The following is a 25,881-nucleotide window of genomic DNA, read 5'->3' as shown; positions in this document are numbered from 1 at the left end:
TAGGATATGGACGAGCGGACCCTCCGCGGGGAGGTCATCTACGCCATCGACGCCGAGGAGGTCGACGACTACGACCTGCAGACGGAACTCCAGGAGCTCGCGGACTCGCACCGCATCCTCGTGCTCCGCGAAGGCGGGAAACCCTCGCGGCTCGCTCGCGTCCTCGCGGTGCTCCGGCGGAGACCCATCGAGGCGGTCACGCTCGTCACCGACGCCGACGCGACGGAGGGCGACGAGGTGGAGCTACGGGTCAGGGAGACGGAGCTCGTGAACGTGTTCGTCGCGAGCGACCTCGATCGATGACGGGCGACCTCAGCTGATCGAGCAGGTCGACGTGTACTCGACCTCGTGGATGGAGTCGATGCCACCGTCTGCACACACCGGGCAGTCGGGGCGCTGTTCGAGCGGAATCTCCTCGAACGTCATGTCGCTGGCGTCGTAGAAGAGGAAGCGGCCGACGAGCGACTCGCCGTAGTCGAGCGCGAGCTTGATGGCCTCCGTCGCCATGATGGTGCCGACGACGCCCGGGAGCACCCCGAGTACCCCTGCCGTCGCGCAGTCGGGGACCGTGCCGGGTTCGGGCGCTTCCGGGAACAGACAGCGGTAGCAGGGCGCCTCGCCGTCGAACGCGGTCGCCTGCCCCTCGAACCGGAGGATGGCACCGTGGACGAACGGGACGCCCGCGAGCGTGCAGGCGTCGTTGACGAGATACCGGGTGGCGAAGTTGTCCGAGCCGTCGACGACGATGTCGTACTCGGCGATGAGTTCCTCGACGTTCTCCTCGGTGACGCGCGTCTCGTAGGTCTGGACCGTGACGTCGGGATTCAGTCGCTCGACGTAGTTCGCGGCGGAGTCGACCTTCGGGACGCCCACGTCGGCGTCGGCGTGGATGACCTGTCGCTGGAGGTTCGACCGCTCGACGACGTCGTCGTCAGCGATGCCGAGCGTGCCGACGCCCGCGGCGGCGAGATACTGGATGACCGGCGAGCCGAGGCCGCCCGCGCCGAGACACAGGATGCGAGAGTCGAGCAGCTTCGCCTGGCCCTCGGGCCCCACGTCGTCCATGATGATGTGTCTGGAGTAGCGGTCGAGTTGCTCGGGGTCGAGCGCGAGATCGCTCATAGCAGGAGGTAGGCTCGCCCCGGCATAAGGCCCCGGGCGAGCGCCGTCGGGACGGTCGGCACGGAGTGCAATCGAACGTTCACGCACTTTTCGAGAGCGTTCCCCTCGAACCGTATCCCGTCGTTCCATCCGAGTGGACGTTGTGATGGGTTTGTCAGAACTCCTTTTCAGTAGCCATCGGTCTGTCGCGGTAGACGCACATGTCTGAACAGCACGAGAACGGCATCGGTAGACGGAGTTTCATGAAGGCCGCCGGCACCGTGGCCGGCGCGAGTCTGTTGGGTATCGGCACCGCGGCGGGCGCAGCAGGTGACGGCTTCGATGGCACCTTCGCCAACTGGCGTGTTCGCGAGGCACAGAAAGTCTGGGACCGTGGCTACCGTGGTCGTCCCGACCGGACCATCGGATTGACCGACTCGGGCATCGAGGCCCGACACCCCGACCTCGGCCCCTGGAACGGCGTGCAGGCGACGACCGCGGACGAGGAACTCGTGTTGACCGAGCCCGGCGCTGACGTAGGCAGTCGCGAACGGAACCAGGTCGGCTCGCAGCACGAGGCCGGGCCGGTCACCGTCGGCCCCGGCTCGTTCGCCACCGGCAACGAGACGGTCATCACGGAGTTCACCCCGCAGGACGACAGCATCGAGGACCTGGACGCGACGCTCTCGTGGAGTCCGAACGCCGACGCCTCGAACGACCTCGAGTTCCGCATCGACCTCCAGCTCGCGAACGGGAGCTGGGAGGAGATCGCTCGCACAGCGACCGCGAGCATGCCCGAGGAGCTGACCGAGGTCGCCGTCGACCCGGGCAAGACGTACCGGTTCGTCGCCGAGCAGTACATCAACACGACGACACAGGCGACGGTGACGTGGTCGTACTTCACGTACACGGGTGACCTGAACACGCTCCCGGAGGACGAGGTGTTCGCGTTCCTCGACGAGGACAGCGACGGTCCGATGCCGAAGACGGTCGGCTGGTTCAACGAGACCTCCCGGTACGGCACCTACGACGCGCCGCGTGACCCCGACGGGCACGGGAGCCACTGCGCGTCGATCATGGGTGGGTCGGGCCGCGCGAGTGCCGTCGAGTACGTCGAACGGAAGGAGCCCCGTGCGGTCCTCACGGCCGGCGACACCCGCGAGTATCAGGTCAAGGCCGACGCCGGGACGGGCGTGTTCATCGCCGCATACGGCACCGGCATCGAGCTCGTCATCGAGGGGCCGCAGGGGCGCCAGCTCGGCGGCCGGTCGTTCGACACCGAGGCCAGCACGCACGACGTGGCCGTCGCGGAGGCGCCCGCCGAGCGCGACGGGACCTACACGCTGACCGTGCGCGCCGCGCAGGGCGAACTCGCCTCGACGGCTCGCTGTCAGCGCGTCGCGTACGGGCGGTTCCACGAGCCGGACGCGACCGACGGCGACCGCGCTGCCGGCGCGCCGGCGCTCCACTCGGGGATGGCCCCGAACGCCTCGCTCGTCGGCCTGCAGGGGCTCGGCGACCCGACCATCAGTCTCGGCGAGTACGCCGCGGACTTCTCTCGCATCTTCAACATGCGGGCGGTGAACATGTCGTGGGGGTACGTCGGCGGAGTGCCGCTGGGTGCGTTCGGTGGCCAGCTCGACGACACGCCGGCCGCCATCAAGGACATCGCGGAGGGCGGCATCCTCACGGTCGCCGCGGCGGGCAACGCCGCGACACCCGCGAACGGCAACGGCGCGCCCGGCGTCGCCGACGAGGCGATCTCCGTGGCCGCGACCGACCACTCCGACGGGCTCGTCGCCTACTCGTCGGGCGGTATCGGTGGGCAGGACGAGGACGGCGAGGGCGAGTACATGAAGCCCGACGTGACCGCGCCGGGCGGCTCGCTCACCGACCTCGCGAACGCGGCGCTCGCCGGCGACCCGGACACCCCGGAGGGCGACCAGCCGGCCATCCGCGACTACACCGGGAAGGCCGGCACCTCGATGGCTTCGCCGTACACGACCGGCACCGTCGGCCTCGTCAGCGAGGCGATGGAGTTCGACGCGCCGGCGAAGATCGCACTCCCCGCACCCGAGGAGACCGGCTTCGAGGACGTGCTCCGGCTGAAGCAGGTCGTCCTCGCGACGGCGTCGGAGACGGCGTTCACGGCGGCGCCGTTCCACCGGGCGCACGCCCCGACCTACCAGAACGGCGGGCGTGATCCCTACGAGGGGTACGGTCGCATCAACCCCGACGCCGCAGTCGACGCCGTCACACGTACGCTCGTCGACGGGACCGGCGTCGCGGCGGACGACACCGCCTCCTTCGGCGAGCTCGCGAGCGTCGGCCTGAACCTGCCGGAGGACTCACGGGCCGTCGCCGGCCACGTCGTCGCCCCCGACGGCACCATCGACGCCAGCGTCGAGTTCTCGCACTACTCGGGCGGGAACAAGGGGATGACGAAGGGAGCTCCACACCTCGACCTGTTCGTCTACGACGCCGAGCAGCCCGCGGCCAACGGCGAGCCGAACATCGTCGCCAGCGCGCAGGCCGTCCAGGGGTCGGGCTCCGTCAGCCTCGACGTGAGCAGCGACGACAGCGACGTCTACTACGTCGTGGCGAAGATCGTCAACGTTCCCGGCGTCGTGAACGGCTACGACGTGCAGGCGAACTTCGATCTCGCGGTCGACTACACCGCCGCTCAGCTCCCGACGCTCTCGGTGAGCGGCTCGCGGAGCGACGACGGCGCGGTGTTCACCGCCGGACAGACGAACCACGTGACCCTCACCGTCGACGGCATCAGCAGCCAGCTGGACGACACCGACGAGGTCCGCATCACCGACCAGCTGCCGACGGACTGGACCCTCGCCGGCTTCGGTGACGTCGAGACCCGCAACGGCACGGAACTCGACTTCGGCACGGTGACCGCCGGCGAGGTCCGCGACGGCGGCGTCACGAAGGAGTACTTCGCGGAAGCGCCCAGCTCGACCGGGCGGTACGAGTTCGGCGCGGCGAGCGTCGAACTCGTCGACGGCGCGGTCGAGGGGCTGCGTGGCGACGAGGCCACGTTCGGCGGCACGGACACCAACACCGTCGTCGGCGCGGACCAGAACACCGCCAGCGACGCGACCGATATCTGACGGTCGCCGTCGACGGCACTGTTCGCGCGTTTCTTCGCGTCTCGATGCGGGTAGCAGCGCGGCTACTGCGCCCCCTCGAACGTCCGCAACTGGAGGTCGAGCTCCTCCAGTAGCTGTGGGGTGACCGCCACCTCCAGTTCGATGGCCTCGCCGACGTGGGAGTCGAGTTCCTCGCGGAGCGTCCGCGCTTCGGCCGGCTCCATCCCGAGGGGGAACCGAACCTCGCCACGCAGTTGTGCCGTGTACGCCGTCAGCACCGCGGCCATCGTCTCCTCGTCCACCTCGCCGTCGGCCTCGACGAGCAGGTCGCCGACCCGGTCGCGGAACGACTGTGTGTCCATATCGGCGGCTCGGCAGCAACCAAGAAAAAGCCGTACGACTCTGCACGGGTCGTCGTGCAGGACGACTCGTTTCGCTCGTGGGCGCTGCGCGCTCGTTCGCCTTCCCGAGGGTCTTCGATTCGCTCGACTCTCCCTACTCCCCCCGATAGCGCGCCGCCAACAGCGCGGCGAACGCCACCGGTGACAGCACGGCAACCACCAGCGCGAGCCCGTACAGTTCGATGTTGTCGGGGAGGTCCGGGCCTGCTTCCGTTGGCTCGGCCGGCGTCGATTCGCCGCCACCCGAGTCGCCACCAGCAGCCCCACCGCCCCCGCTCTCACCACCGCCCGGGCTCGACTGCGCACCCGAAACCGCCGCGTCGCCCTCGCCGTTCCCGACGACGACTGCCCCCTTCATCCCGAGCGACAGGTGGGGGGAGCAGTAGTACCGCGAGAGCCCGGCAGAGTCGAAGGTGAGCGAGAACGTCGAGCCGGCTTCGCCCATGAGGTCCGACTCGTAGTCCGCGCCGTCCTCGTCGGCCTCGACGACGTTGTGACTCCCGCCCTCGCCGTTCCACTCGAAGACGACGGTGGTGCCGGGGTCGACGCGGACGGCGGGTGGGTCGAACGCGAAGTTCCCCTGGTTGCCCGCGGCGCCGACCGTGATGCGAACCTCCGACTGGCCGGTCGCGTCGACGGTCGTCCCGTCGTAGTTGCTCACGTCGTCGAACCAGCCGCCGTAGTCGGGGTCGCTCTGGGCGGCAACCGTCGTGGTGGTCGCCACGCCCACGACCGCCGCAGCTCCCAGCCCGAGGAACGCGCGGCGTCCGAGCGTCGGTGTATCGGTATCCACACCTACATGTTCGGCACGAGCGCGCAAATCTCCGCCGGTCACGACCATCTGCGCCCGGTCCGGCACATCGCGGGTCGGCACCGACTTGCGGGGAGCGTTCCGACGCCCGGTATGGACGACCGGCTGCAGTTCGCCGCCCTCTATCTCACTCGTTTTGCAGGGGGGTTCGGGCTGGCGACGCTCGCCACCCTCCTCCCGACGTACATCAACCTCTACGACCCCTCGGGGCTGGTCATCGGGCTGTTCACGGCGGCGTTCACGCTGGTGCAGACCGCCGCAATCGTCCCCATCGAGGGGCTCGCGACGCTGACCCCCGCGTCCCTGCCGCTCGTCGCCTGTAACGCCCTGCTCGGCGTGGCGGACGCCTTCCGGGAACCCGCGAGCATGGCGCTGTTCGCCGACGAGGGCGGAGGCGTCGCCGCTTCGTTCGACATCCGCGAGTTCGTCTGGTGATCCGGCAGCGTGGCCGCTCCGCTGCTCGGCGGGTGGCTCATGACACAGGTCGGGATGGCATCGGTGTTCTTCGTCGGCGCGGCCGCCGCGTTCTCGGCCGTCGGCGTGTTCCTCGCCGTGCTCTCGTACCGCCACGGCGCGGCGGCGCTCTCGACGTGGTAAGTTGAAGTGGAGCGGCGTCGGGGTGCCAGTATGCGCCTCGCGCTCGACATCGAGACGGTGAGTCCGGACCTCGACCCACAGGAACGGCCGGACTTCCGGGACTCGGCCGATTTCGAGCTACTCGCGGTCGCGCTCGGCTACGAGTCCGAGGACGGTGACACCGAGACTACGATCCTGTTCCGAGAGGGAACCGGGGCCGCGACCGAACTCGACCTCCTCGAACGGACGCTCGACTGGCTCGACGATCGCCCGGCCGACACGCTCCTCACGTACAACGGCGAGGCGTTCGACCTGCTGCACCTCCGGGGGCGTGCCCGGCTGGCGAGCGAGGCGCTCGGCGCGCGCGAACACGTCGCCGCCCGACTCGACGCGGCGCTCGACGACCTCGTGCACGACGACCTCCGGAACCGTGCCGTCGACCGGTTCGGCGGCCGCCCCACCTTCGAGTCGGCCTGCGAGCGCGTCGGTGTCGCAGTGCCCGAGACGCGCTGGGCCGACTACGAGCACGGCCAGGACCCGACCGCGTGGCGCGGCGCGACCGGCACCCACGCGCCCGGTGTCAAGAACACCGACGTCCCGCAGTTCGGCGAGCGGTATCTCGCGCTCGCGGACGCCGACGCGACGCACACGCTCACGTTCCGGGAACTGGAGCGCCTGCTCACCGACTACGCCCGGAGCGACGTGGCGCCGCTGTTCCGGCTCGCTGACGCCCTGTGATGCGTACGCGCCCGGGCAGGACTACGTCTCGTCCGTCTCGTCGCTGGCTGCGGACTCCGCTCGCTGCTGGGCGGACTGGGTGGCCTGCCGGGGGCGGTCAGTCCTGAGGCCTCTGACGATCTGCCGCAGGCGTCGCACCTGCGGCAGCGTGACGACCGTGATGACGAGGGAGCCCGCACCGAGCAGTCCCATCACCAACAGGCCGAGGGCGATGAACACTTCCCCCTCGTTCCAGCGGTTCAGCGCGAAGAAGAAGAAGCCGACGCTGAACGCCGCCTCGATTTTCGCTTCGAGCAGCGAAATCGTCTCGTCGACCCGCTGAAGCCGGGCGTCGACGGCGACCAGCGCCGCGTTCGCCTCGTTGACGGCGCGGGCCGCCTCGCTCTCGATCTCCTCGACCCGGTCGAGCGTCGCGTCGACGTCGTCGATCACCTCCTCGACGTCGGTCAACGCCTCGACGAACCCGTCGTCGTTGAGCAGCCCCACCAGCGAGAGTGCATTGTCGATGCCGAACACCATACGTCAGAGACGGACGACCACCGTATCGCTGTTGTGGACAGCCGGAGCGCCCCGCTCGGTGTCAGTTCCCGTCCGTCGAGCGCGTCGGAGACGTGCCCGAAGTCGACTACTCGCCCTCGCTGCTCGCGGCTACCGCCGTTCGCTGCCCCGAGGCCTCCCTACTGGTCGGCGTCGCTCTCGAAATCCAGCGCGGCCGAGTTGATACAGTACCGTTTCCCCGTCGGGTCCGGCCCGTCGTCGAAGACGTGTCCGAGGTGGCCGCCGCAGTTCGCACACACCGTCTCCGTGCGGACCATCCCGTGCGAGCGGTCCTCGCGGAACTCGATGGCCCCCTCCTTCGCGTCGTAGAAGGACGGCCAGCCGGAGCCCTCCGTGTCGAACTTCGTCTCGGAGTCGAACAGCTCGGCCCCACAGCCCGCACAGGTGTACCCGCCCTCGTCGTTCTTCCCGATGAACTCGCCGGTGAACTTCGGCTCGGTGCCCTGTTCGCGCAGGATCTTGTACTCCTCGTCGGTCAGAACCTCGCGCCACTCGTCGTCGGTACGGGGGAGATTCTCGCCTTCGCTCATGTCCCCGTATTGGGGCCGCAGGGACTTGGGTGTCGTGGCGGTGAAGGGCGAGCATCGGCCAACCGACCCGAGCGCTCGGGACTCGCCGCGCGTTGTCACCCCCACGCTCGCCACCGTTCGACCCACGACCGATCGCGGCGAACACTCCCAGGGCGGTACGCTCAAGGGACACCGCACGCAGGGACAGATATGCGAAGCGAAGCCGACATCCGGGCGCGAATCGAGGCGCTGGAGGAACAGTACGACCGCCACGACCCGCCGAAGTCCGCGCTCGAAGACGAGACCGAGGTCGCCATCCTGCGAGCGATCGAGGAGCTGGAGTGGGTCCTAGAGGAGTTCGACGCCGAAGACGGGTTCACCACGTAACGGCACACCCGCCGTCTTCTACGCGCTCGTAGGAGCCGAGATACTGCTCGCCGGGCGTCGACTTCGCGAGCGCGACATCACGCCGGGACGAACACCAGGACGGCCCGCGTCGGCCCGGCCGCTCGCGGCGCGACCTCCCGGTCGCCGTCGAACCGCGTCAGCTCGCCGGCTGCGACCTCGTGTGGCTCCCCGTCGAGACGCAGGTCGAGCGTCCCTTCCAGAACGTGACAGAGAACCGTCGTCCCGGGATGAGAGTGGGGCGGACGCGTCTCGCCGTCCGCGAGCGTGAGCTGGACGACCCGTGGCTCGCCGTCGAACACCGGCGCGTGGCTCCCGTCGAGCGTGTCGAGCGCGACGATGGGGGTATCGGGGGACATCTCAACAGCAGTACATGAACGGCTGCATCAGCGCGATGCGGTCGCCGTCTTCGAGTTCGGTGTCGAAGCCATCGAGCAGTTCGTTGAACTTGCCGTTGATGAGCACGCGGGCGTAGCGGCGGGTTCGCTCGCCTTCGGGGTTGGCGACCCAGCGGCCCGGCGGTGTGCCCTCGCCGGGGTAGCGCGCCCACCCCTTCGTCCGGTCGTTGTCGTCGGTGGCGAGGATGAGGTCCGCACAGCCGTACTCCGCGAAGAAGGCGTCGAGGAACTCCCGGAGGGTCGTCCCCTCGAAGGTGAAGTCGAAGCGGTGCTCGTCGAGCGCGCGCCGGACGTTGCCGGTCGCCTTCACGTCGACGGTCGTGGTGACACCTTTCTGTCGCTCGGTGGTCGTACTCATGGGGGGAAGATGGCGCGCAGCGGAGGTACGTCTGACCCCGAACATGTTCGTTCGAGTCAGTCGTCAGCGGGAAGCGTCGCCGCGTCCTCGAGGTAGCGACCGACGACCTTCGACTCGGCCCGGGCGAGCACCTCGCTCGCGGTCGACTTCGCGATTCCGAGGTCGGCGGCGAGCTCACTGAGCGTACAGTCGCGAGGCACCGAGTAGTAGCCGAGTTCCGCCGCCCGTGCGACCATGGCGTGCTGGCGGTCGGTCAACAGCCCGGTCGGGTCGCTGGTCGCCCGGATGTACGTGAGCTCGTACGACATCCCGAACGACTCGAGCTGTTCGCTGAGGGCACTGAGACGGTCGCGGGGCGCGGTCACCGACAGCGTCGCCTCGCCGTTCGAGATGCGGATGGGGAGTTCGATGGGGACGCCCGCGGAGCCCGACGAGAGCAGCAACAGCGGCCGGTCAGTCTCACAGCGGATCAGCGCCCGCCGGTCCGTGACGGCCTGTTCGTCGACGGTCAGGATGGTGTCGTGTGCGCGGACCGCGTCGAGGACCGACTCGAGCGCCGAGGCTTGAATCTCGATGAGCCCCACCCCACGGTCCTGTGCGGGCACGGTCGCCAACACCTCGAAGACGGCCCCCTCGTACGCCCGCGACACGTCTCCGACCCACGTCCCCTCGGGGAGCGTCACCTGGAGTTCCGCCTGTGGCATAGTTGCATCTCAAACCGCCGGACCGATACGACCACCCCCGAACATGTTCGCCTCAGTTGGCCGAAAACAGGGTACAGTCGGGCGTCAGTAGAGCGGCCCCTCTTCGTCGGCGGAGGCGGGCTTGTCCGGCGACGGGTCGAACGTCTCGGGGTTCTCCGTGCCCGTCACGTCGATTTCGGCGAGCGCCCCCTTGCGGACGACCCGCGAGAGCGCGTGGTCGACGAGTTTGATGCGCTCGGGAACGGGCGTGTCCATCTCACCGACCATACAGGAGCCCGGCGGCACCTTCATCGTCTGGACGAACTTCTCGGGGGCACTCGCCAGCGCACCGTCGCGGTAGGCGTCGCTCCAGACGTTGCCGATGGGGTGGAAGTTGCTGGAGAGGTTCGGCCCACCGTCGACGAAGAACACGCGGACGCGCTCGCCCTGCTTCGCCTCGAGCGGCCCGTGGTTCGCGGCGGCGTAGCCGAACTTTTCGCCGTTCAGAAGGACGTAGGTGGGGTCCTCCTGGGCCATCCGTTTCATGTCGAAGCCGTGGTGGCCCTCCGACCCCTGCTTGCTGTCGGTGTACACCTCGTGCTGGCCGAAGTAGAACTCCCGGTCGACCTCGGGGAGCCCCTCTTTCGGCTCGACGAGGATCATCCCGAACATCCCCGCCGAGATGTGGTAGTCGAGGTTCGGAACCGCACAGTGGTAGATGTACGCGCCGGGGTAGCGGGCGGTGAACACCTCGGCGTTCTCCTCGCCGGGCGCGGCCGTCGTGGCGACGCTGCCGCCACCCGTCCCGTAGATGGCGTGCATGTCGACGTTGTGCGGCATGTTGTTCTCGGGGGCGTTCTTCAGCGTGAACTCCACGCGGTCGCCCTGCCGCACGCGGATCATCGGGCCGGGAATCTGCCCGTCGAAGGTCATGAAGTTGAACGTCACGCCGTCCTCGATCTCGGCGCGGACCTCCTTCGCCTCGAGTTCGACCTCGTGAGTCGTCGGCTCGTCACGGTCGATGGGGGCCGGGATGTCGGTCGGGTCGGCGGCGACCTGGTCGACGACCTGTTTGGCCTGGCGAGACGCTTTCGGGGTGCGGCTGATGGTTTCGGTCTCCGTCTGGACCTCGCTACTACAGCCGGCGACGGCGGCCGTCCCTCCGAGACCGAGCCCCTGTAGCACGCGGCGGCGAGTGGATTCAAACATTGGCAGTCACCTCACATGTGGAGGTAGCGGGACAACGGGCTTGAAACGGCCAGCAGAGTCCCGTTCGCCGGGAGCCAGGGCGAACCCGTTCGGGGGCGGAGTTTATGTATGGATTCGCGCCACATCCCGAACAGGTTCGGGGTCAAGACGACGGGCGTTGCGCGCCGACTCCCCGGTATGTCCGTCAGTCACGATGACGTCGAACCGGTGACCGACCGCGTCCACGAGAGGTCGTGGTCCGCGAACCTCGAACGCGAGCAGTACGCTGCCGACCCCGAGCTGGTCGTCGCGCACGCACGAGACGCCATCGAACACACCGCGGCCGGCCACCACGTGAACCTCGTCACGCACGCGGCGCACGGCCACCCCGAGACCTACCTGTTCGACGCGCTCGACGAGCACGGGGTCGACTACGAGTACGTCCAGCAGTGCGGCTGTGGCGGGCACGTCACGCGCGTTCACGTGTAAAACAGCGGCGAGGCGACGAACACAGCGGCGAGGCGATTACTCGACCACGACGACGCCCTTCATCCCCATCGTCTCGTGTGGGGCACAGGAGTACTTCGTCGTCCCGGATTCCTCGAAGGTGTACTCGAACGTCGCCCCCTCCGAACCGTGCATGTCGCTCTCGAACGCACCGCCCTTCGCCACGACGTTGTGCGAGCCACCCTTCCCGTTCCACTCCCAGACGACGGTCGTGCCGGAGCTGACGCGAACGGCGGCCGGCCCGAAGCCGAACGCGCCGCCGTTCGCCTCCGCGCCGACGGTGACGGACACCTCGCTCTGTCCGGTGGCGTCGACGACCTCCTCGTAGTTGCCGACGTTCTCCATCCAGCCGTCGAACGACTGCGTGCCGCCCGACCCACCAGACCCGCTCGACGCCTCGGTCGGAGTCGGCGAGTCGGTCGACTCCTCGGGTGGGTCGGCCGACGTCGACGACCCACCCGAGCAGCCGGCGAGCGCCGTCGCGGCGGCTGCGGTCGTGGCTGCGAGAACGGTGCGCCGGTCGTATGTCTCTCGGTCAGACATATCTGGGCGTTGGGAGCGGTGTCATAAGTCGACGCGGCTGAGTCCCGTCGGCTGGAACCCACCCCGAACGCGTTCGGGACCAGTGTCTTTGACGAGCCGTGAGCACGACCACCCATGCAGGTACGCCGCTCGACGATAGCGAAGGCGCTCGTCGTCGTGTTCGTCCTGAACCTCGTCGTGATGGGCGTGGGAGCGCTCTACTCCTACCAGCAGTCGCCACCCATCCCGAAGGAGGTCGTCGACAGCGACGGCGACACGCTCGTGACGGCCGAACAGGTGCGTCTCGGGAAAAAGCAGTTCCAGCGCGACGGGCTGATGAACCACGGGTCCGTGCTCGGCAACGGCGCGTACTACGGACAGGACCTGACCGCGTGGGCGCTCGACCGGAAGGTCGCTGCGATGCGCGACTACTACGCACAGGAGCAGTACGGGAGCGACTACGCGGCGCTCTCGGACAGCGAGCAGGCCGCGGTCGCGGAGACGGTGAAAGCCGACCTCGCGGACGGTGGCGGCGGTGACGTGGTCCAGTACTCGGCGGCGGAGGCCGCGGCCCACCGACAGGTCCGCGAGGCGTTCGTCGAGCGGTTCCACGAGGGCTCACCAGAGCACGGCACGCCCGAAGGGATGGTCGCCACCGCGGACGGCGCGCGTCGCGTCGCGGACTTCGCGCTGTGGACGGCGTGGATCTCACACACGGAGCGGCCGGGGACGGGCCACACCTACACGAACGAGTGGCCGTACGCGCCCGGGGCGGGGAACGTTCCGACGGCCGGGACGATGACCTGGAGCGTGCTCGCGATGGTACTTCTGGTCGCGGGTGCGGGCATCGGCATCTGGCTCTACCGCTCGGTCGAGCTCCCCGAGCCCACCACGGACGTGGCGGTGCCGGACCCCGACGCCGTCTCGCTGCGGCCGAGCCAGCGGGCCGCCACGCGCTTCCTCCCGGTCGCGGCGGGCCTGTTCCTCGCGCAGGTCCTGCTCGGGGGGCTGATGGCCCACTACTACATCGAGCGGGCGGGCTTCTTCGGGCTCGGTGAGTTGCTGGGCGTCAGCTTCCTCCAGACGCTCCCGTTCGCCATCGCGAAGACGTGGCACATCGACCTCGGGGTGCTGTGGATCGCGACGCTGTGGCTCGGTGCGGGGCTGTTCCTCCCGCCGCTGCTGACGGGCTACGAGCCCGACTGCCAGGACACGCTCGTCCACGTCCTGCTGGGCGCGCTCGTGGTCGTCACCGTCGGCGGGATGGCCGGCATCTGGCTCGGCGCGAACGGCTACTTCGGCGACCTCTGGTGGATCCTCGGCAACGAGGGGCTGGAGTATCTGGAGGTGGGCCGACTGTGGCAGGTCGGCCTGCTCGTCGGCTTCGGGCTGTGGGCGGTGCTCGTCGCTCGCGGCTTCCGACCGCTCCTCAAGGACGAACAGCCGTACGGGCTCGCGCACATGATTCTCTACGCCGGCGGCTCCATCGGCCTGCTGTTCGGCGCGAGCATGCTGTACACGCCGGAGACGAACATCGTGATGACGGAGTTCTGGCGCTGGTGGGTCGTCCACATGTGGGTCGAGGGCGCCTTCGAGTTCTTCATCGTCGCCGTCGTCGGGCTGACGCTCGTCTCGATGAACCTCCTGAAGAAGCGCTCGGCGGAGAAGGCCGTGATGGTCGAGGCCCTGCTGGTGATGGGGACGGGCGTCATCGGCGTCTCGCACCACTACTGGTGGATCGGCCAGCCCGACATCTGGCTCCCGCTCGGGAGCGTGTTCTCGACGCTCGAACTGATCCCCCTGGTGTTCATCCTGTTCGAGGCCATCAACGAGTACCGCGCGCTCGCCAACGGCGGCGAGTCGTTCCCGTACACCCTGCCGTTCGCGTTCATCGTCGCCTCGGGCGTCTGGAACTTCGTCGGTGCGGGCGTGCTGGGATTCTTCATCAACCTCCCGCTGATCAACTACTACGAGCACGGGACGTACCTCACCGTCGCCCACGCCCACGCCGCGATGTTCGGCGCGTTCGGCTTCCTCGCGCTCGGGATGGCGACGTACATGCTCCGCATCACCGTCGACCCCGAGCAGTGGAACCCGCGCCGCCTCAAGTGGTCGTTCTGGCTGTGGAACGCCGGGCTCGCGGTGATGGTGTTCGTGAGCGTCCTGCCCGTGGGCATCCTCCAGCTGGAGGCCGCGTTCACCGAGGGGTACGCCGCCGCCCGGAGCCTCGCGTTCTACGACTCCGGCATCGTCCAGGCGCTGTTCTGGGCGCGACTTCCCGGCGACAGCCTGCTCATCCTCGGCACCGTCGTGTTCGTCTACGACATGGTGGCAAAGCGGTTCAGTCTGCGGGACGTGACCGCCGCCGAGGACGCCGAGGGCGCGGTCGTCGAGGGGTACGCCGCGGACGACGACTGAGTGTCGCCGGCGTGGCAACCGGCGACGACTAGCTCCAAATTCCCTCACTATCGCCCAATACGGCGGGGAGTTACCGCATTGAAACGCGTTCTACCGATACTCTGTCAGAAACCGGACGCTGCACACAGAGGCTGAGCTCAGCAACAGATGCTGGTCGAGTTCACGTCATCAGGGCTGATTCAGCCGATGTTGCGTGTGGCCGTAGTTACCACAGCGAGTTCTATCAGCTACCGACGACGCCGCGGGAATCGTGCTGCATGCAGAGCGCAAGTCGGTCAGAGCTCTCGTGTAGCAACGCGCATCAATCGTCGTCAGCAGTGTACGCTCCACCGCGGCGCTTGATTCGAGCGATGACCATCCGTTCCTCGGATTGACGAACGGTCACGGCTAACCGGAACTCACCGATGCGCACTTTCCTGTGCGGACTGTTCTGAAGTGGTTCGCCATAGTCCGGTGGGTCCCGCCACGGCGAGTCGACGATTTCGTCGAGCTTGTTCAGTATACGCTCTTGCTCAGGTAGAGATAGGGCCGAAAGGTCGTTCTGTGCCTTCGATGTGAGCTCCCACGTTCAGTCACCCTCACTCATCGCTGTCCGTTCCGAGCTGCTTGCGAGCTTCGTCAGCACTCATCGTCCGTCCTTCACGGATGTCCTCCTCTGCCTGGAGGAGGGCGATGAGTTCATCGCGGTCGAACGTCGGGAATTCTGTTGCATCTCGGAGGGTGTAGCGGATGAATTCGCTTCGGCTGTTGAACCCGCGTCCCTGCCATGTACTGTCGATTTCGTCGAGAAACGACTGTGTGACTTTGAAATTCACCGTGACGATCTCGTCCTCGCCGTTCGACCCTGTGGTTGCTTCAGACATACGTGAGTATTACTCCTGTCTTACCAAATCAATTTCGACGGGACACTAGTAATTGGTAGTTGCAACCTGCTGCATCCACCCTCTGTATCTCCCACGACGGTTCTGACAGATATTCGATAGAGTGCGTCTCGACGTGATACTTCGGGCGTCTGTATGCAGTACGGTGCTCGATACGTGACGGTCTGCTGAGAGCCTCCCGCCCGACGACGCCCGAGCGGCTCGACGATACTGGTCTCGCGAACGAACGTCACGAGAAGCGTGTTCCAACAGAGCTTCCTCACACGAACTGTCCGAGGTTCACGAGGAACAGCGCGTACAGCAGCAGGAGCGTCGCGCCTTCCCAGCGCGTAATCTGCCGGTCCTGCGTGATGAAGAAGTAGAGCAGCGTCCCGAGCACCATCACGGGGAGCGCGTAGCCGCGGATGCTCTCGGCGACCGTGAGCGGACCGAGCAGCGCCGGGACGCCCATCACCGCGAGGGCGTTGAAGATGTTGGAGCCGAGGACGTTGCCGACCGCGAGTTCGGTGTAGCCGCGGCGGGCGGCGACCACCGTGACGGAGAGCTCGGGCAAGGTCGTCCCGACCGAGAGGACGGTGACCGCGATGAGCTCGGTCCCCACCCCGAACTGCCCCGCGAGGTCGGTGACGCCGGTGACGACGCCCTGTGCCCCGAGGAAGACGACGACCAGGCTCACGGCGAGGACGAGATACGTCCGCCCGCCGACCGGCTCGTGGCTGACCGCTTCGAGCTCGTCGACGAGCCCCTCGACCGTCTCGTCCTTGGCGGCGACGGTGAAGTGGATGTACACGGCGAGTGCGGCGAGTGCGAGCAGTCCTTCGAGGCGGGTGAACGGCGAGTCCCAGACCGCCACCAGCAGGAAGAACGCCGAGCCCACGAGCAGCGGGAGGTCGACCCGCATCAGGTCGCGGTCGACGCGGAGGTCCCGACCGACGACGGCGGCCACGCCGAGGATGAGAAAGACGTTGGCGAGGTTCGCGCCGACGACGTTGCCAACGACGATGCCCGGCGCGTCCTGGGCCGCCGCGAGGACCGCTGCGACGAGTTCGGGGAAGGAGGTGCCGGCGGCGATGATGGTCACCCCGACGATGAACGGCGAGAGGCCGAGCGACAGTCCGACCCGCTCTGCTGCGTGCGTGAATCGGTCGGCAGCGAGCAGGAGTGCGGCGAGTCCAGCGATGAACAGCGCGCCGCTGACGACGAGGCTGGCCATAGCGAACGGCTCGGCAGGCGGCGTGATAACTCCCTGCCCCGGTCAGGGGTCGGGGTCGTACGCGTCACCCACCCGAATGTCGAGTGCCCGCCTGTGGGCGACCAGCGTGAGGTCCTCGTGTTCCGCGAGCTCGCCGTCGAGCGAGAAGGTGATGGGCTGGTCGCTCGTCTCCCGGATGCGAACCTCGCTGGCCCGGAAGTGGGTGACGCTCTCGCTGTTCTCCCCCAGCAGTCGGTCGGTGACGGCCTCCGTGACGAGCCCCGCGGGTGGCATCTGCTCGACGACGGCCACGTCGAACAGGCCGTCTTCCATGTTCGCCTGTCCCCCACCATGGATGAACTTCCGGGCGTTGCCGACGAGGACGGTGAAGGCGTCGCCCTCCCAGAACACCTCGCCGGCGTCCCCCTCCGCCTCGACCGAGAGGTTGAGCCCCTCGAACTCCATCGCCTCCTGAATCCCGGTGATGACGAACGCGAGCGTGCCGAACCGTTCCTTCAGCGCGCCCGACGCCGCGGTCGAGGCGTTCGCGGGGAGCCCGGCGATGACGGAGACGACGAACGGCTGGCCGTCGGCCATCCCGATGTCGATCTCGCGGACGGGGCCGCGGTCGGTGAGGGCGAGGCCGTGGTCGATGTCACGAACGCCGATGTTGTTGGCGAGCAGGTTCGCCGTCCCGCAGGGGATGACCGAGAGCGTGACGTTCTCGAGGTGGTCGCCCGCGACCAGCCCGCGGAGCACCTCGTTGATAGTGCCGTCGCCGCCCGCGACCGCGACCTCGGAGACGCCCTCGCGTGCGGCTCTGCGTCCGAGTTCGACGCCGTCGCCCGCGGCGTGGGTCTCCCAGACGGCGAACCCCTTTCCGCGAGCCTTCTGGGCGACGTACTCCGCGTGGTCGCCCGTTCCGCTGGCGGGGTTCATGATGAGCGTTCGCGACCCGACCTGCATAGGGGGTCGTCGGACGGCCCCACACTTATCAGTCCGGTTCGGGAGCGGTATTGAGCACTCGGGAGCACTACCCCGGATAGACTTACGGGAGGCGTCGGCCAACGGCCGATATGGTCAGACTCGCCGCGATAGTGGACGCGGTCAACTGGGGGGACGTGCCGCCCGAACTCGCGACGCCCGACGACCTTCCCGACGTCACGGCCCTCCAGTTCGACGAGTAGGTCGTCGCCTACACCGCGACGAACAGGTCGGTCGCGTACATCACGACGAGGCCGACGAGGAACGCGAGCAGGTTCGTCGCGGTGCCGACGCGGCCCTCGCGGGCGACCAGTCCCCTGAGTTCCCACACGACCTGCAGGATGGCGCCGACGCCGATGGCGAGGAAGAACGCGCCGAGGGTGGGCGTGAACGCCAGCGAGCCGAGCCAGCCACCGAGAATCACGGGGAGCCCGGCGATGGCGCCGATGGCCGCGAAGTGGTAGAGCGCGGGACGCTCACCGCGGGCGACCGGCGCGACGACGGCCGGCCCCTCCGTGACGTTGTGGAGCATGAACCCGATGACGAGGAACGCGCCGAGCGACACCCGTCCGAGTGCGAACGACGAGCCGATGGCGAGCCCCTCCGCGAGGTTGTGGAGCCCGATGCCGATGGCGACGAGGTAGGCGACCCACAGCCCGCTCTGGGCGCGGGCGTCGCCAGCCTTCGCGCGGCCCTCGCGCCACGCGCTCACCGACTGCACCGCGAGTAGCGAGCCGACGACGCCGAGGAAGACGAGCGCGAGCCCGTCGAACGCGCCCGGAATCGCGTCGGCGAGTTCCACGGCCTCGATACCCGCGTCGACCGCGAGGAAGCCGAGAATCCCGGCGGAAAACGCCAACACGGCGTGGAGCCAGCGGTCGGACATCGCCTGCATGAACGGGAACCAGAGCATCCCGATGACGATGGGGATGACGCCGACGAAGATGCCGACGACGGCGAGCGTGACGAGCACGTCCGCCGTCAGACCGGGCGACTGCGCGGGCGCGACGATGGTGTGGTGGACGGTCGCGCCGTCACCGAGGATGAGCGCCACCTCGATGTCCCAGCCGGGGTTCCAGTGGTACGGAACCACGACGCGGGCGCTCTCGCGCGGCGCGAGCGTGGCATCACCACCGGATCCCTCGACCGCGAAGTCCCAGTACGCCTCGTTGACGAGCACCTGCTCGATGGTCACCTCGGCGGGCCCGTTGTTCGTGACGTGCAACACGACCGTCTCCTCGCCGGGGAGCGTCGTGTGCGAGACGGTCACGTCGGGGAGCGGTGCGCCACCCGAGTCCAGCGCCGCGAACGGCGAGGAGAGGAAGAACGCGCCGACGATGACCCCGAGGATGAGGACGGGGAGGATGGCCGCGAGCCACGACGGGAGCCCGAAGGGCGTCCGGTCGACGACCGCGCCGCCGTCAGTTTTCGCCATCTCAGACCACCTCGAAGAAGCTCATCCAGCCGAGTTCAGCGAACTCCGACTGGTGGGCGTGGAACATGTACAGTCCCGGGTCGTGGTTCGAGTAGTCCAACTCGATGATGCCGCGCTGTGCTTGACATTGCATAACTGTGTCGACGGTGTTCTGTGTCGGGAGTAACGTGGTGCCGTGGTCGTAGTAGTCGAAGAACTGCGAGTGGGTGTGAAACGAGTTGATGAGGTCGAACTCGGTCGCGTTGACGAGGTGGACTCTGACCGGCGTGTTCCGGTCGATCTGGATGGGCCGCTTGGTCTCACCCGCCTTCCAGTTACCCTTGCCGTCGGTCTCGCCGACACCGTAGGCGAACGCGCGGGTGTTCGCCGCGTAGACCTCGTTGCCGCCATCGAAGTTGGTGTCGAAGCTGTTCATGATGATGATCATCTCGTCGTACGCGTCGTTCTCGTCGTACTCGTGGTTGCGCGTCTTCGCTTCGGCGACGAGGTCCGCGCGGAGTTCTGGGGTGATCTGCGAGGCGTGGAAATCGCAGTACTCCTCGGGACGCTCCTCGACCCGTTCGGGGTCGGGGTCGACGATGATGGAGCCGTAGAGCCCCCGGTGGATGTGTTCCTTCAGCGGGAGGGAGTGACAGTGGTAGAAGTGGGTGCCCGCAGGCTGTGCAATCCACTCGTAGGTGAACGACTCGCCGGTGTCGAGGACACCGGGGCCGTTCTGCGGGATGCCGTCCATCCGTGGGTTGAGGTTCCGGAGGTGCGGATGGATGGTGTGGGCGTGCCGGCCCGCGTTCGTGAATTTGACACGGATGAGGTCGCCCTCCACGGCCCGGAGCGTCGGCCCGGGCACCTGCCCGTTGTACGCCCACGCTGGGAACTCGATGCCCGGCGCGATGGTGACGGTGGTGTCGACGGCGATGAGTTCGAACTCGCGGACCGTCCGGCCGTTCTCCTCGTAGACGGCCTGCGTGACGTTGTCCTGTTCGCCGCGGCCGGTGTTGAACGTCCGCAGGTACTCGTGCGGGTCGAAATCGAGGTCGGCGTACTCGCCTTTCGCCCCGAAGTTGCCGTGCGTGCTGTGCCCCTCGTGGTCGTGGTCACCGTCGTCGGCTGCCCCAAGGCCGGCGAGTCCCGCGCTCCCGGCGAGCGCGATGCCCCCGAGGACGCTCCGGCGACTGACGCCGACGTCCCCGCTGATCTTCTCAGTGAGTCGGTTCTCAAGCTGGCGCGTGAGTGCGCCCGCCCGCCCGTAGTCAAGGGAAGGCATTCAGGCCTCACCCGCCGCGATCGCGACGTGAACGGACGTGGTGGCGCGTCTGCCACCCGCCGTTGTTGAGATATCCATACCGAAGATGAGACGCGTCTAAACTAAAAGTTTGCTAGCTGTTCGTGCGCGAGCCGCGACCAACCATGACCTCGTGCGAAACCGCGCGACGAGGCGCTTGCTCGACGTCTCGACCGCCCACAAGTTAACAAAATACTTCCTCTAAATTGTTAATAAATATGTTCCTACCCCCATTTTGTAGCAGCCGGGTTAATACACGGGGAGCCCGTCCGTTCACACAATGAGCGACGAGACGCGGCCCGACGACCCGCCCGACGGTGGTGAACAGCTCCGACTCTCGGTGCCCGAGATGGACTGTGCCTCCTGTGCCGGCAAGGTCGAGACCAGCGTCGCGAAACTGCCCGGCGTGCTGACGGTCGACCCGCAGCCGACGACCGGCGTATTGACGGTGACGTACGACCCCGACGTGACGGACCGCGCGGCCATCGCCGAGCGGGTCGAGGCCGCCGGCTACGAGGTGCTCGACGACCTGACGACGCTCACGCTCTCGGTGCCCGAGATGGACTGCGCCTCCTGTGCCGGCAAGGTCGAAAACGCCCTCGCGAGCCTCGACGGCGTCGTCGAATTCGACACCCGCCCGACCGCGGGGACGGTGGTCGTCGAGTTCGACCCCGAGCACGTCGACGCCGAGCGCATCGTCGCGGCCGTCGAGGACGCCGGTTACCCCGTGACCGACCGCGAATCCGACGGCGGACCGGCCGAGCGCGAGTCGGTCTGGACCAGTCCGCGCGCCATCAAGACGTGGGTGAGCGGCGTGTTCGTCGCCGCCGGGCTCTCGCTGGGCTTCCTGTTCGGCGGGGCGCTGTTCGACGGCCCGACGCTCACGCTCGCGGGCGCCGACGTGTTCGTCGCGGACCTGCTGTTCGTCGCCGCCGTCGCCGTCGGCGGCCAGGCCATCCTCCGGAACGGCTACTACTCGGCGCGGAACCGCAACCTCGACATCGACCTGCTGATGAGCATCGCCATCCTCGGCGCGCTGCTCGTCAGCGTCGGCTTCGGCGAGCGGCTCTACTTCGAGGCCGCGACGCTCGCGTTCCTGTTCTCGGTCGCCGAGCTGCTGGAGCGCTACTCGATGGACCGTGCCCGCGACTCCCTGCGCGAGCTGATGGACCTCTCGCCCGACGAAGCCGTCGTTCGTAGGGACGGTGAGGAGGTGACCGTCCCGGTCGAGGACGTGCAGGTCGGTGAGGTGGTCGTCGTCCAGCCGGGGACGAAGGTGCCGCTCGACGGCGAGGTCGTCAACGGGTCGAGCGCGGTGAACCAGGCGCCCGTCACGGGCGAGTCGGTCCCCGTCGACAAGACGACGGGCGACACGGTGTACGCCGGCACCATCAACGAGGAAGGATATTTAGAGGTGCAGGTGACGGCGAAAGCTGGCGACGACACGCTCTCGCGCGTCACGGAACTCGTCGAGGCGGCGCAAGCCGACGAGACCGAGCGCGAACAGTTCGTCGAGCGGTTCGCGGGCTACTACACCCCCATCGTCGTGGGGTTCGCCGTCCTCGTGGCCGTGGTGCCGCCACTCCTCTTCGGCGCGCCGCTCACCACCTACGTCGTCTACGGGCTCACGCTCCTCGTGCTGGCGTGTCCCTGTGCGTTCGTCATCTCGACGCCCGTGACGGTGGTGTCGGGCATCACCAGCGCCGCGAAGAACGGCGTGCTCGTGAAGGGCGGCTCGCACCTCGAAGCGATGGGCGAGGTCGACGTCGTCGCGTTCGACAAGACGGGGACGCTCACGAAGGGCGAACTCGTCGTCACCGACGTCGTCCCGCTGGGCGAGAACACCGAAGCCGACGTGCTGGCGTGCGCTCGCGGGCTCGAAACCCGCTCGGAACACCCCATCGGCGAGGCCATCGTGACGGAGGCCGACGACCGCGGGGTCGACCACGCGCCCGTCGAGAACTTCGCGTCCATCACGGGGAAGGGCGTCGAGGCGGAGCTCGGCGGCGACAAGCACTACGCGGGCAAGCCGGGACTGTTCGAGGACCTGGGGTTCGACCTCTCGCACGTCCACGCCGCCACCGACGGCGGCGTCGTCACCCGGACGAGCCAACAGCTCTGTGAGCGCCACAACTGTCTCGACCTCCTGGAGAAGACCGTGCCCGCGCTGCAGGCCGAGGGGAAGACCGTCGTGCTGGTCGGGACCGAGGACGAGCTGGAGGGCGTCATCGCGGTCGCCGACGAGGTCCGCCCCGAGGCGCGCGCGGCTGTGGCGCGGCTGAAAGAACTCGGCATCGAGAAGACGGTGATGCTGACCGGCGACAACCGACGGACGGCCCGCGCGGTCGCCGACCAGGTGGGCATCGACGAGGTCCACGCCGAGCTGTTACCCGAGGAGAAGACCGACGTGATGCAGCAGCTCGTCGCCGACCACCGGGTGGCGATGGTCGGCGACGGCATCAACGACGCGCCCGCGCTCGCCACCGCCGACGTGGGCATCGCGATGGGCGCCGCGGGGACCGACACGGCCATCGAGACGGCCGACATCGCCCTGTTGAGCGACGACCTCTCGAAGCTCCCGTACCTCTACGAGCTTTCCACGCGGGCGAACGGCGTCATCCGGCAGAACATCTGGGTGAGCCTCGGCGCGAAGGCGCTGCTCGCGCTCGGCGTCCCGCTCGGGCTCGTCCCCATCTGGGCGGCCGTCCTCGTCGGGGACGCCGGGATGACGACCGCCGTGACGGGCAACGCGATGCGGCTCTCGGCTATCGAGGCGGAGCCACTCGGCGACGGCGGTGAGTCACCCGACGAACCGGCAGGATAGCGCCGAACGGAAAACTGGGCGCGTGGTTCAGTCGCGTTTGTACTCCTTCCGGAAGCCGCGGAACTCGGTACGGTGGGCCTCCTCGTCGGCGAGGAGCGTCACCGCGAGGTCCTCGGTGACGGGGTCGTCGGCCGCCTCGGCCGCTGCGATGAGGTCGCGGTACGTCTGGATGGCGTCCTCCTCGGCTTCGAGGACGCCATCGATGACCGAGAGCACGTCCGTCGAGTCCTCGGGCGGCTGGAGGTTGTGCTGGCGCGCCTCGAACTCCGCGGAGCCCGGCGGCTTGGCGTCGAGCTGTTTGAGCCGCTGGCCCAGTTGCTGAGCGTGACCGAGTTCCTCCTGGATGTCCGTCTGGAGGCTCTCCTTGATCTCCTCGGCGCGGACGCCGTCGAGGACGATGGCGTTCGTCTGATAGTTCATCACCGTCTCCATCTCGTCGCCGTACGCCTTCCGCAGGAGTTCGACTACGCGGTCGTTTGCCATAACGAGTGACAGTTCGTCCCCCAGCCGATTATACCTACTGGCGGTAGCTACCAGGGTCACGTCTGTCGGTCACTCGGCCCACGTGTCCGGCTGTACGGTGAGACTACCCGGAGTCGTCGCACGCGAGTAGCCGCCCGTTTCGCCGATTACACCATGAATAATTATGTACGTTACCACCCACCGGACGGAACGTACCATGTACGAAGTCCTCTGTGATTCGTGCGGCAAAGTCGGCTTCCACCCCTCGCGAGTCGGGGCGGAGGGTCGAGCCGAACACCACGTCGGAGAGACCGGTCACACCTGCGACATCGCTCCGATGCAGCTCTGAACCGCCTACAGTAGCAGTTTCTCACGGACGCCGACGGGCTCGACTCGCCGCCGTCGGCCACGTCTACGGCGCCGGTCGCTCACCGAGCGTCAGGTCGACGGCCCGCTCGTCGCCGTCACGCAACAGCGTGAGCGTCACCGTCTGTCCGGGACTCGTCTCCAGCGCGAGGTAGCTGCCGAGGTCCTCGCTCGTGCGGATTGGCTGGTCGTCGATGGCGACGAGCACGTCCCCACCCACCGGCAGCTCGCGGCCATCACGCAGCACCGAATCGTCGCTCCCCTGGAGCACGCCCGCTGCGGGCGTCCCCTCGAACACCTCGGTGACGAGGACGCCGCGCGCTGCGTCGAGGTCGTTGACCTCGGCGACCGCCGGCGAGACGGGCAGCAGGCCGACGCCGATGTACGAGTGGTCGTACTCGCCGTCGGCGATGAGCGCGGGCACGACGCGGCGGGTGAGCGTCGACGAGATGCCGAACGCGACGTTGTCACCACCCCCCGAGTTGATGACCGCGACGACCTCGCCGTCGAGCGAGACGATGGGGCCACCCGAGTTGCCGGGGTTGACGGCCGCGTCCGTCTGGACGGCGTCGGGGATGCGGAAGCCCGCCGGGCTCGGAATCGAGCGGTTGACCCCGCTCACGACGCCCGTGGTCAGCGTCCCCGAGAGCCCGAACGGGTTGCCGATGACGACGACCTCCTGCCCGACGACGGGCGCAGCCCGCTGGAGCGGGAGTGGTGTCGCGGCGGCCGGGCTGTCCGCGACCTCGACGACCGCGAGGTCGCTGTAGACGTCGGTGCCAACGACCTCGCCGTCGGCCCACGTCCCGTCACGGAAGCGCACGCTCGCGGTCTCAGCGCGCCCGACGACGTGGGCGTTCGTGACGACGTGCGCCCCGTCGAAGACGAACGCCGTCCCCTGGCCCGCGTCGGTCTCGATCTGGACGACCGAGTCGATGACCTCGCGATACACCTGCGTGAAGACGCTCTCGGGGGCCGGCTCGGCGGCGGGCGTCTCGGTGGCCGTGGCGGTCGCCTGTCCACCGGTGGCGCGCTGCTCCGGCTGGACGGCCCCGGTGTAGCCGCTCGAACAGCCGGCGAGCCCGACCGCCGCCGCGCTCGCAGACAGCTGGAGGAATCGTCGCCGGGTGGACTGGTCCATACCCCGCGTTGGGCAGCGAGCTACAAGGGGGTTCGCCCCGCGCCCTGTACGCGCGCCTACTCGCGGTCGAGGTACGCCTTCATGACCGCGCCCTCCGCGCGGTGGAGCGTCTCGCTGACCGTGGACTTCGCGGCGTCGACCTGCTCGGCCAGCTCGGTCAGCGAGCAGGTCCGCGGTGAGTCGTAGTAGCCCGCCACGACGGCTCGCTCGACCAGGTCGCGTTGCGTCTCGGTGAGCAGCGACTCCGCTGGCGTGACCTCGCTCACGACCTCGACGTCGAACGGGATGTCGAACGCCGTCAGCTGGTCGCCGAGCGCCGAGAGCCGGTCGTGGGGCGCGGTCACCGTCCACCGCGCCTTCCCCTCGCGGATCTCGAACGGGAGTTCGAGCGGCACGCCCGACCCCTGAACCGGGAGCAACAGCAGGGGGTTCGTGGTCTCGAACTGGACGAGCGCCTCGCGATCGGCCCGGTGGAGGCAGTGCGCCTCCGTCACCTCGTCGTTCGCCCGAAACGCCGCGAGGACCGCCTCGACTCCGTCGCTCTCCACCTCGACGAGGCCGACGCCGCCCGCCTCTGCAGGGAGCGCCGAGAGGATACGGAACGTCGAGTCGGGGTGGCGCCGCGAGATGTCGCCAATCCACACTCCCTCGGGGATGCGGAGTGTGAGTTTCGCACGTGGCACTGGCGCGAGGTACACACCGGAAGCCGATAACGCTTGCCGGACGTGTTCGTCCCGACAGAGGTGAACGTGTTCGGGACAACGCTCACCCCGATGCCGGGCCGAAACTCGGGTGCATGACCGAGATGGAACTCGACCTGCGTGACGTGCCGCCCGCGGACCGCCACCCGCTCATCCACGAGCGGTTCGCCGACCTCGACAGCGGCGAGGCGCTGACGCTCGTGAACGACCACGACCCGAAGCCCCTGTTCTACGAGATGCAGGCAGAGGTGGAGGCGTTCGACGCGGAGAACTACGCGGTCGAAAAGCGTGGTGAGGGCGAGTTCGTCGCCACGCTCCCGAAGCGGTAGCGGCGCACCG

Annotated in this window: 28 protein-coding genes and 1 pseudogene; 10 read left to right on the top strand and 19 right to left on the bottom strand. The window is 68.2% G+C overall.

Going from position 1 to position 25,881, the window contains the following annotated elements:
- Positions 1-6: 6 nt before the first annotated feature.
- Positions 7-303: a DUF7526 family protein gene (locus tag NL126_RS09975; protein ID WP_255198770.1), complete on the top strand. Its 297-nt coding sequence runs from the start codon at positions 7-9 to the stop codon at positions 301-303.
- 9 nt (positions 304-312) lie between these two features.
- Here NL126_RS09975 and ubaA read toward each other — a convergent pair whose 3' ends face one another.
- Positions 313-1,122 (bottom strand): SAMP-activating enzyme E1, encoded by an 810-nt coding sequence (gene ubaA, locus NL126_RS09970; protein ID WP_255198769.1) that lies wholly within the window; start codon positions 1,120-1,122, stop codon positions 313-315.
- A 200-nt stretch (positions 1,123-1,322) separates the two neighbouring features.
- On the opposite strand from ubaA, the gene NL126_RS09965 reads away from it, so the two are divergent.
- Positions 1,323-4,223: a S8 family serine peptidase gene (locus tag NL126_RS09965; RefSeq protein WP_255198768.1), complete on the top strand. Its 2,901-nt coding sequence runs from the start codon at positions 1,323-1,325 to the stop codon at positions 4,221-4,223.
- A 62-nt stretch (positions 4,224-4,285) separates the two neighbouring features.
- On the opposite strand, the gene NL126_RS09960 is transcribed toward NL126_RS09965, so the two are convergent.
- Both NL126_RS09960 and NL126_RS09955 read right to left on the bottom strand, forming a co-directional pair.
- A complete protein-coding gene (locus NL126_RS09960) occupies positions 4,286-4,564 on the bottom strand; it encodes a hypothetical protein (RefSeq protein WP_255198767.1) in 279 nt (92 codons plus the stop codon).
- Between the two features lie 133 nt (positions 4,565-4,697).
- Entirely contained in the window at positions 4,698-5,396 is a 699-nt protein-coding gene (locus NL126_RS09955; protein ID WP_434084162.1) for a halocyanin domain-containing protein, read from the bottom strand.
- Between the two features lie 111 nt (positions 5,397-5,507).
- Here NL126_RS09955 and NL126_RS22120 point away from each other — a divergent pair, with 111 nt between their 5' ends.
- From NL126_RS22120 to NL126_RS09940, 3 genes are read left to right on the top strand one after another with little or no spacing between them, the layout of a single operon-like run.
- The gene (locus NL126_RS22120) at positions 5,508-5,849 is read left to right on the top strand and encodes a hypothetical protein (protein WP_255198766.1); all 342 of its coding nucleotides are present in this window, start codon (positions 5,508-5,510) and stop codon (positions 5,847-5,849) included.
- Between the two features lie 9 nt (positions 5,850-5,858).
- Positions 5,859-6,011 (top strand): hypothetical protein, encoded by a 153-nt coding sequence (locus tag NL126_RS22115; protein WP_255198765.1) that lies wholly within the window; start codon positions 5,859-5,861, stop codon positions 6,009-6,011.
- Positions 6,012-6,041: 30 nt separating this feature from the next.
- A complete protein-coding gene (locus NL126_RS09940; RefSeq protein WP_255198764.1) occupies positions 6,042-6,728 on the top strand; it encodes a 3'-5' exonuclease family protein in 687 nt (228 codons plus the stop codon).
- A 21-nt stretch (positions 6,729-6,749) separates the two neighbouring features.
- On the opposite strand, the gene NL126_RS09935 is transcribed toward NL126_RS09940, so the two are convergent.
- Positions 6,750-7,247, bottom strand: coding sequence for a hypothetical protein (locus NL126_RS09935; RefSeq protein WP_255198763.1), 498 nt, complete (start codon positions 7,245-7,247; stop codon positions 6,750-6,752).
- 158 nt (positions 7,248-7,405) lie between these two features.
- Positions 7,406-7,816, bottom strand: coding sequence for a peptide-methionine (R)-S-oxide reductase MsrB (gene msrB, locus NL126_RS09930; protein ID WP_255198762.1), 411 nt, complete (start codon positions 7,814-7,816; stop codon positions 7,406-7,408).
- A gap of 189 nt (positions 7,817-8,005) precedes the next feature.
- On the opposite strand from msrB, the gene NL126_RS09925 reads away from it, so the two are divergent.
- The gene (locus NL126_RS09925) at positions 8,006-8,182 is read left to right on the top strand and encodes a hypothetical protein (RefSeq protein ID WP_255198761.1); all 177 of its coding nucleotides are present in this window, start codon (positions 8,006-8,008) and stop codon (positions 8,180-8,182) included.
- 77 nt (positions 8,183-8,259) lie between these two features.
- On the opposite strand, the gene NL126_RS09920 is transcribed toward NL126_RS09925, so the two are convergent.
- The 4 genes from NL126_RS09920 to nirK all read right to left on the bottom strand — a co-directional run bounded on the left by NL126_RS09920 (position 8,260) and on the right by nirK (position 10,848).
- Positions 8,260-8,559 (bottom strand): cupin domain-containing protein, encoded by a 300-nt coding sequence (locus NL126_RS09920; protein ID WP_255198760.1) that lies wholly within the window; start codon positions 8,557-8,559, stop codon positions 8,260-8,262.
- 1 nt (position 8,560) lies between these two features.
- Complete coding sequence (locus tag NL126_RS09915) at positions 8,561-8,956, bottom strand: MoaD/ThiS family protein (RefSeq protein WP_255198759.1); 396 nt, start codon at positions 8,954-8,956, stop codon at positions 8,561-8,563.
- A 56-nt stretch (positions 8,957-9,012) separates the two neighbouring features.
- Complete coding sequence (locus NL126_RS09910) at positions 9,013-9,660, bottom strand: helix-turn-helix domain-containing protein (RefSeq protein ID WP_255198758.1); 648 nt, start codon at positions 9,658-9,660, stop codon at positions 9,013-9,015.
- 84 nt (positions 9,661-9,744) lie between these two features.
- Positions 9,745-10,848, bottom strand: a complete 1,104-nt coding sequence (gene nirK / locus NL126_RS09905) for a copper-containing nitrite reductase (protein ID WP_255198757.1) — start codon at positions 10,846-10,848, stop codon at positions 9,745-9,747.
- 177 nt (positions 10,849-11,025) lie between these two features.
- Here nirK and NL126_RS09900 point away from each other — a divergent pair, with 177 nt between their 5' ends.
- On the top strand, positions 11,026-11,316 hold the full coding sequence (locus NL126_RS09900; RefSeq protein ID WP_255198756.1) for a CGCGG family putative rSAM-modified RiPP protein: 291 nt from the start codon (positions 11,026-11,028) through the stop codon (positions 11,314-11,316).
- A gap of 36 nt (positions 11,317-11,352) precedes the next feature.
- On the opposite strand, the gene NL126_RS09895 is transcribed toward NL126_RS09900, so the two are convergent.
- Positions 11,353-11,877, bottom strand: a complete 525-nt coding sequence (locus tag NL126_RS09895; protein ID WP_255198755.1) for a halocyanin domain-containing protein — start codon at positions 11,875-11,877, stop codon at positions 11,353-11,355.
- Positions 11,878-11,991: 114 nt separating this feature from the next.
- On the opposite strand from NL126_RS09895, the gene NL126_RS09890 reads away from it, so the two are divergent.
- Positions 11,992-14,274 carry a nitric-oxide reductase large subunit gene (locus NL126_RS09890; protein WP_255198754.1) on the top strand — a complete coding sequence of 761 codons (2,283 nt, stop codon included), beginning with the start codon at positions 11,992-11,994 and terminating at the stop codon, positions 14,272-14,274.
- A gap of 301 nt (positions 14,275-14,575) precedes the next feature.
- On the opposite strand, the pseudogene NL126_RS09885 reads toward NL126_RS09890, so the two are convergent.
- The 6 genes and pseudogenes from NL126_RS09885 to NL126_RS09860 form a co-directional block, all read right to left on the bottom strand.
- Positions 14,576-14,860, bottom strand: a pseudogene (locus NL126_RS09885) (type II toxin-antitoxin system RelE family toxin).
- On the bottom strand, positions 14,853-15,137 hold the full coding sequence (locus NL126_RS09880; protein WP_255198753.1) for a ribbon-helix-helix domain-containing protein: 285 nt from the start codon (positions 15,135-15,137) through the stop codon (positions 14,853-14,855). Before NL126_RS09880 ends, NL126_RS09885 begins: the two are co-directional and overlap by 8 nt.
- 277 nt (positions 15,138-15,414) lie before the next feature.
- Positions 15,415-16,368, bottom strand: coding sequence for a calcium/sodium antiporter (locus NL126_RS09875; RefSeq protein ID WP_255198752.1), 954 nt, complete (start codon positions 16,366-16,368; stop codon positions 15,415-15,417).
- Between the two features lie 42 nt (positions 16,369-16,410).
- Positions 16,411-17,313, bottom strand: a complete 903-nt coding sequence (locus NL126_RS09870; protein WP_255198751.1) for a diacylglycerol/lipid kinase family protein — start codon at positions 17,311-17,313, stop codon at positions 16,411-16,413.
- Between the two features lie 229 nt (positions 17,314-17,542).
- Complete coding sequence (locus NL126_RS09865) at positions 17,543-18,766, bottom strand: ZIP family metal transporter (RefSeq protein ID WP_255198749.1); 1,224 nt, start codon at positions 18,764-18,766, stop codon at positions 17,543-17,545.
- 1 nt (position 18,767) lies between these two features.
- Positions 18,768-20,030 (bottom strand): multicopper oxidase domain-containing protein, encoded by a 1,263-nt coding sequence (locus NL126_RS09860; protein WP_255198748.1) that lies wholly within the window; start codon positions 20,028-20,030, stop codon positions 18,768-18,770.
- 298 nt (positions 20,031-20,328) lie between these two features.
- On the opposite strand from NL126_RS09860, the gene NL126_RS09855 reads away from it, so the two are divergent.
- Positions 20,329-22,872, top strand: a complete 2,544-nt coding sequence (locus NL126_RS09855; RefSeq protein ID WP_255198747.1) for a heavy metal translocating P-type ATPase — start codon at positions 20,329-20,331, stop codon at positions 22,870-22,872.
- A gap of 27 nt (positions 22,873-22,899) precedes the next feature.
- Here the strand turns inward: NL126_RS09855 and NL126_RS09850 are convergent, their stop codons facing one another.
- From NL126_RS09850 to NL126_RS09840, 3 genes are all read right to left on the bottom strand, one after another.
- Complete coding sequence (locus NL126_RS09850; RefSeq protein ID WP_255198746.1) at positions 22,900-23,355, bottom strand: ferritin-like domain-containing protein; 456 nt, start codon at positions 23,353-23,355, stop codon at positions 22,900-22,902.
- A gap of 391 nt (positions 23,356-23,746) precedes the next feature.
- On the bottom strand, positions 23,747-24,841 hold the full coding sequence (locus NL126_RS09845) for a S1C family serine protease (protein ID WP_255198745.1): 1,095 nt from the start codon (positions 24,839-24,841) through the stop codon (positions 23,747-23,749).
- Between the two features lie 56 nt (positions 24,842-24,897).
- Positions 24,898-25,524: a helix-turn-helix domain-containing protein gene (locus NL126_RS09840; RefSeq protein ID WP_255198744.1), complete on the bottom strand. Its 627-nt coding sequence runs from the start codon at positions 25,522-25,524 to the stop codon at positions 24,898-24,900.
- A 113-nt stretch (positions 25,525-25,637) separates the two neighbouring features.
- Here NL126_RS09840 and NL126_RS09835 point away from each other — a divergent pair, with 113 nt between their 5' ends.
- The gene (locus tag NL126_RS09835) at positions 25,638-25,871 is read left to right on the top strand and encodes a DUF2249 domain-containing protein (RefSeq protein ID WP_255198743.1); all 234 of its coding nucleotides are present in this window, start codon (positions 25,638-25,640) and stop codon (positions 25,869-25,871) included.
- Positions 25,872-25,881: the final 10 nt, after the last annotated feature.

Origin of the sequence: Halorarius litoreus, from assembly GCF_024362405.1 — an archaeon.
GTDB classification, from domain to species: domain Archaea; phylum Halobacteriota; class Halobacteria; order Halobacteriales; family Haloarculaceae; genus Halorarius; species Halorarius litoreus.
The sequence above is the reverse complement of the archived record's forward strand: the minus strand, read 5'-3'. Positions and strand labels throughout refer to the sequence as shown.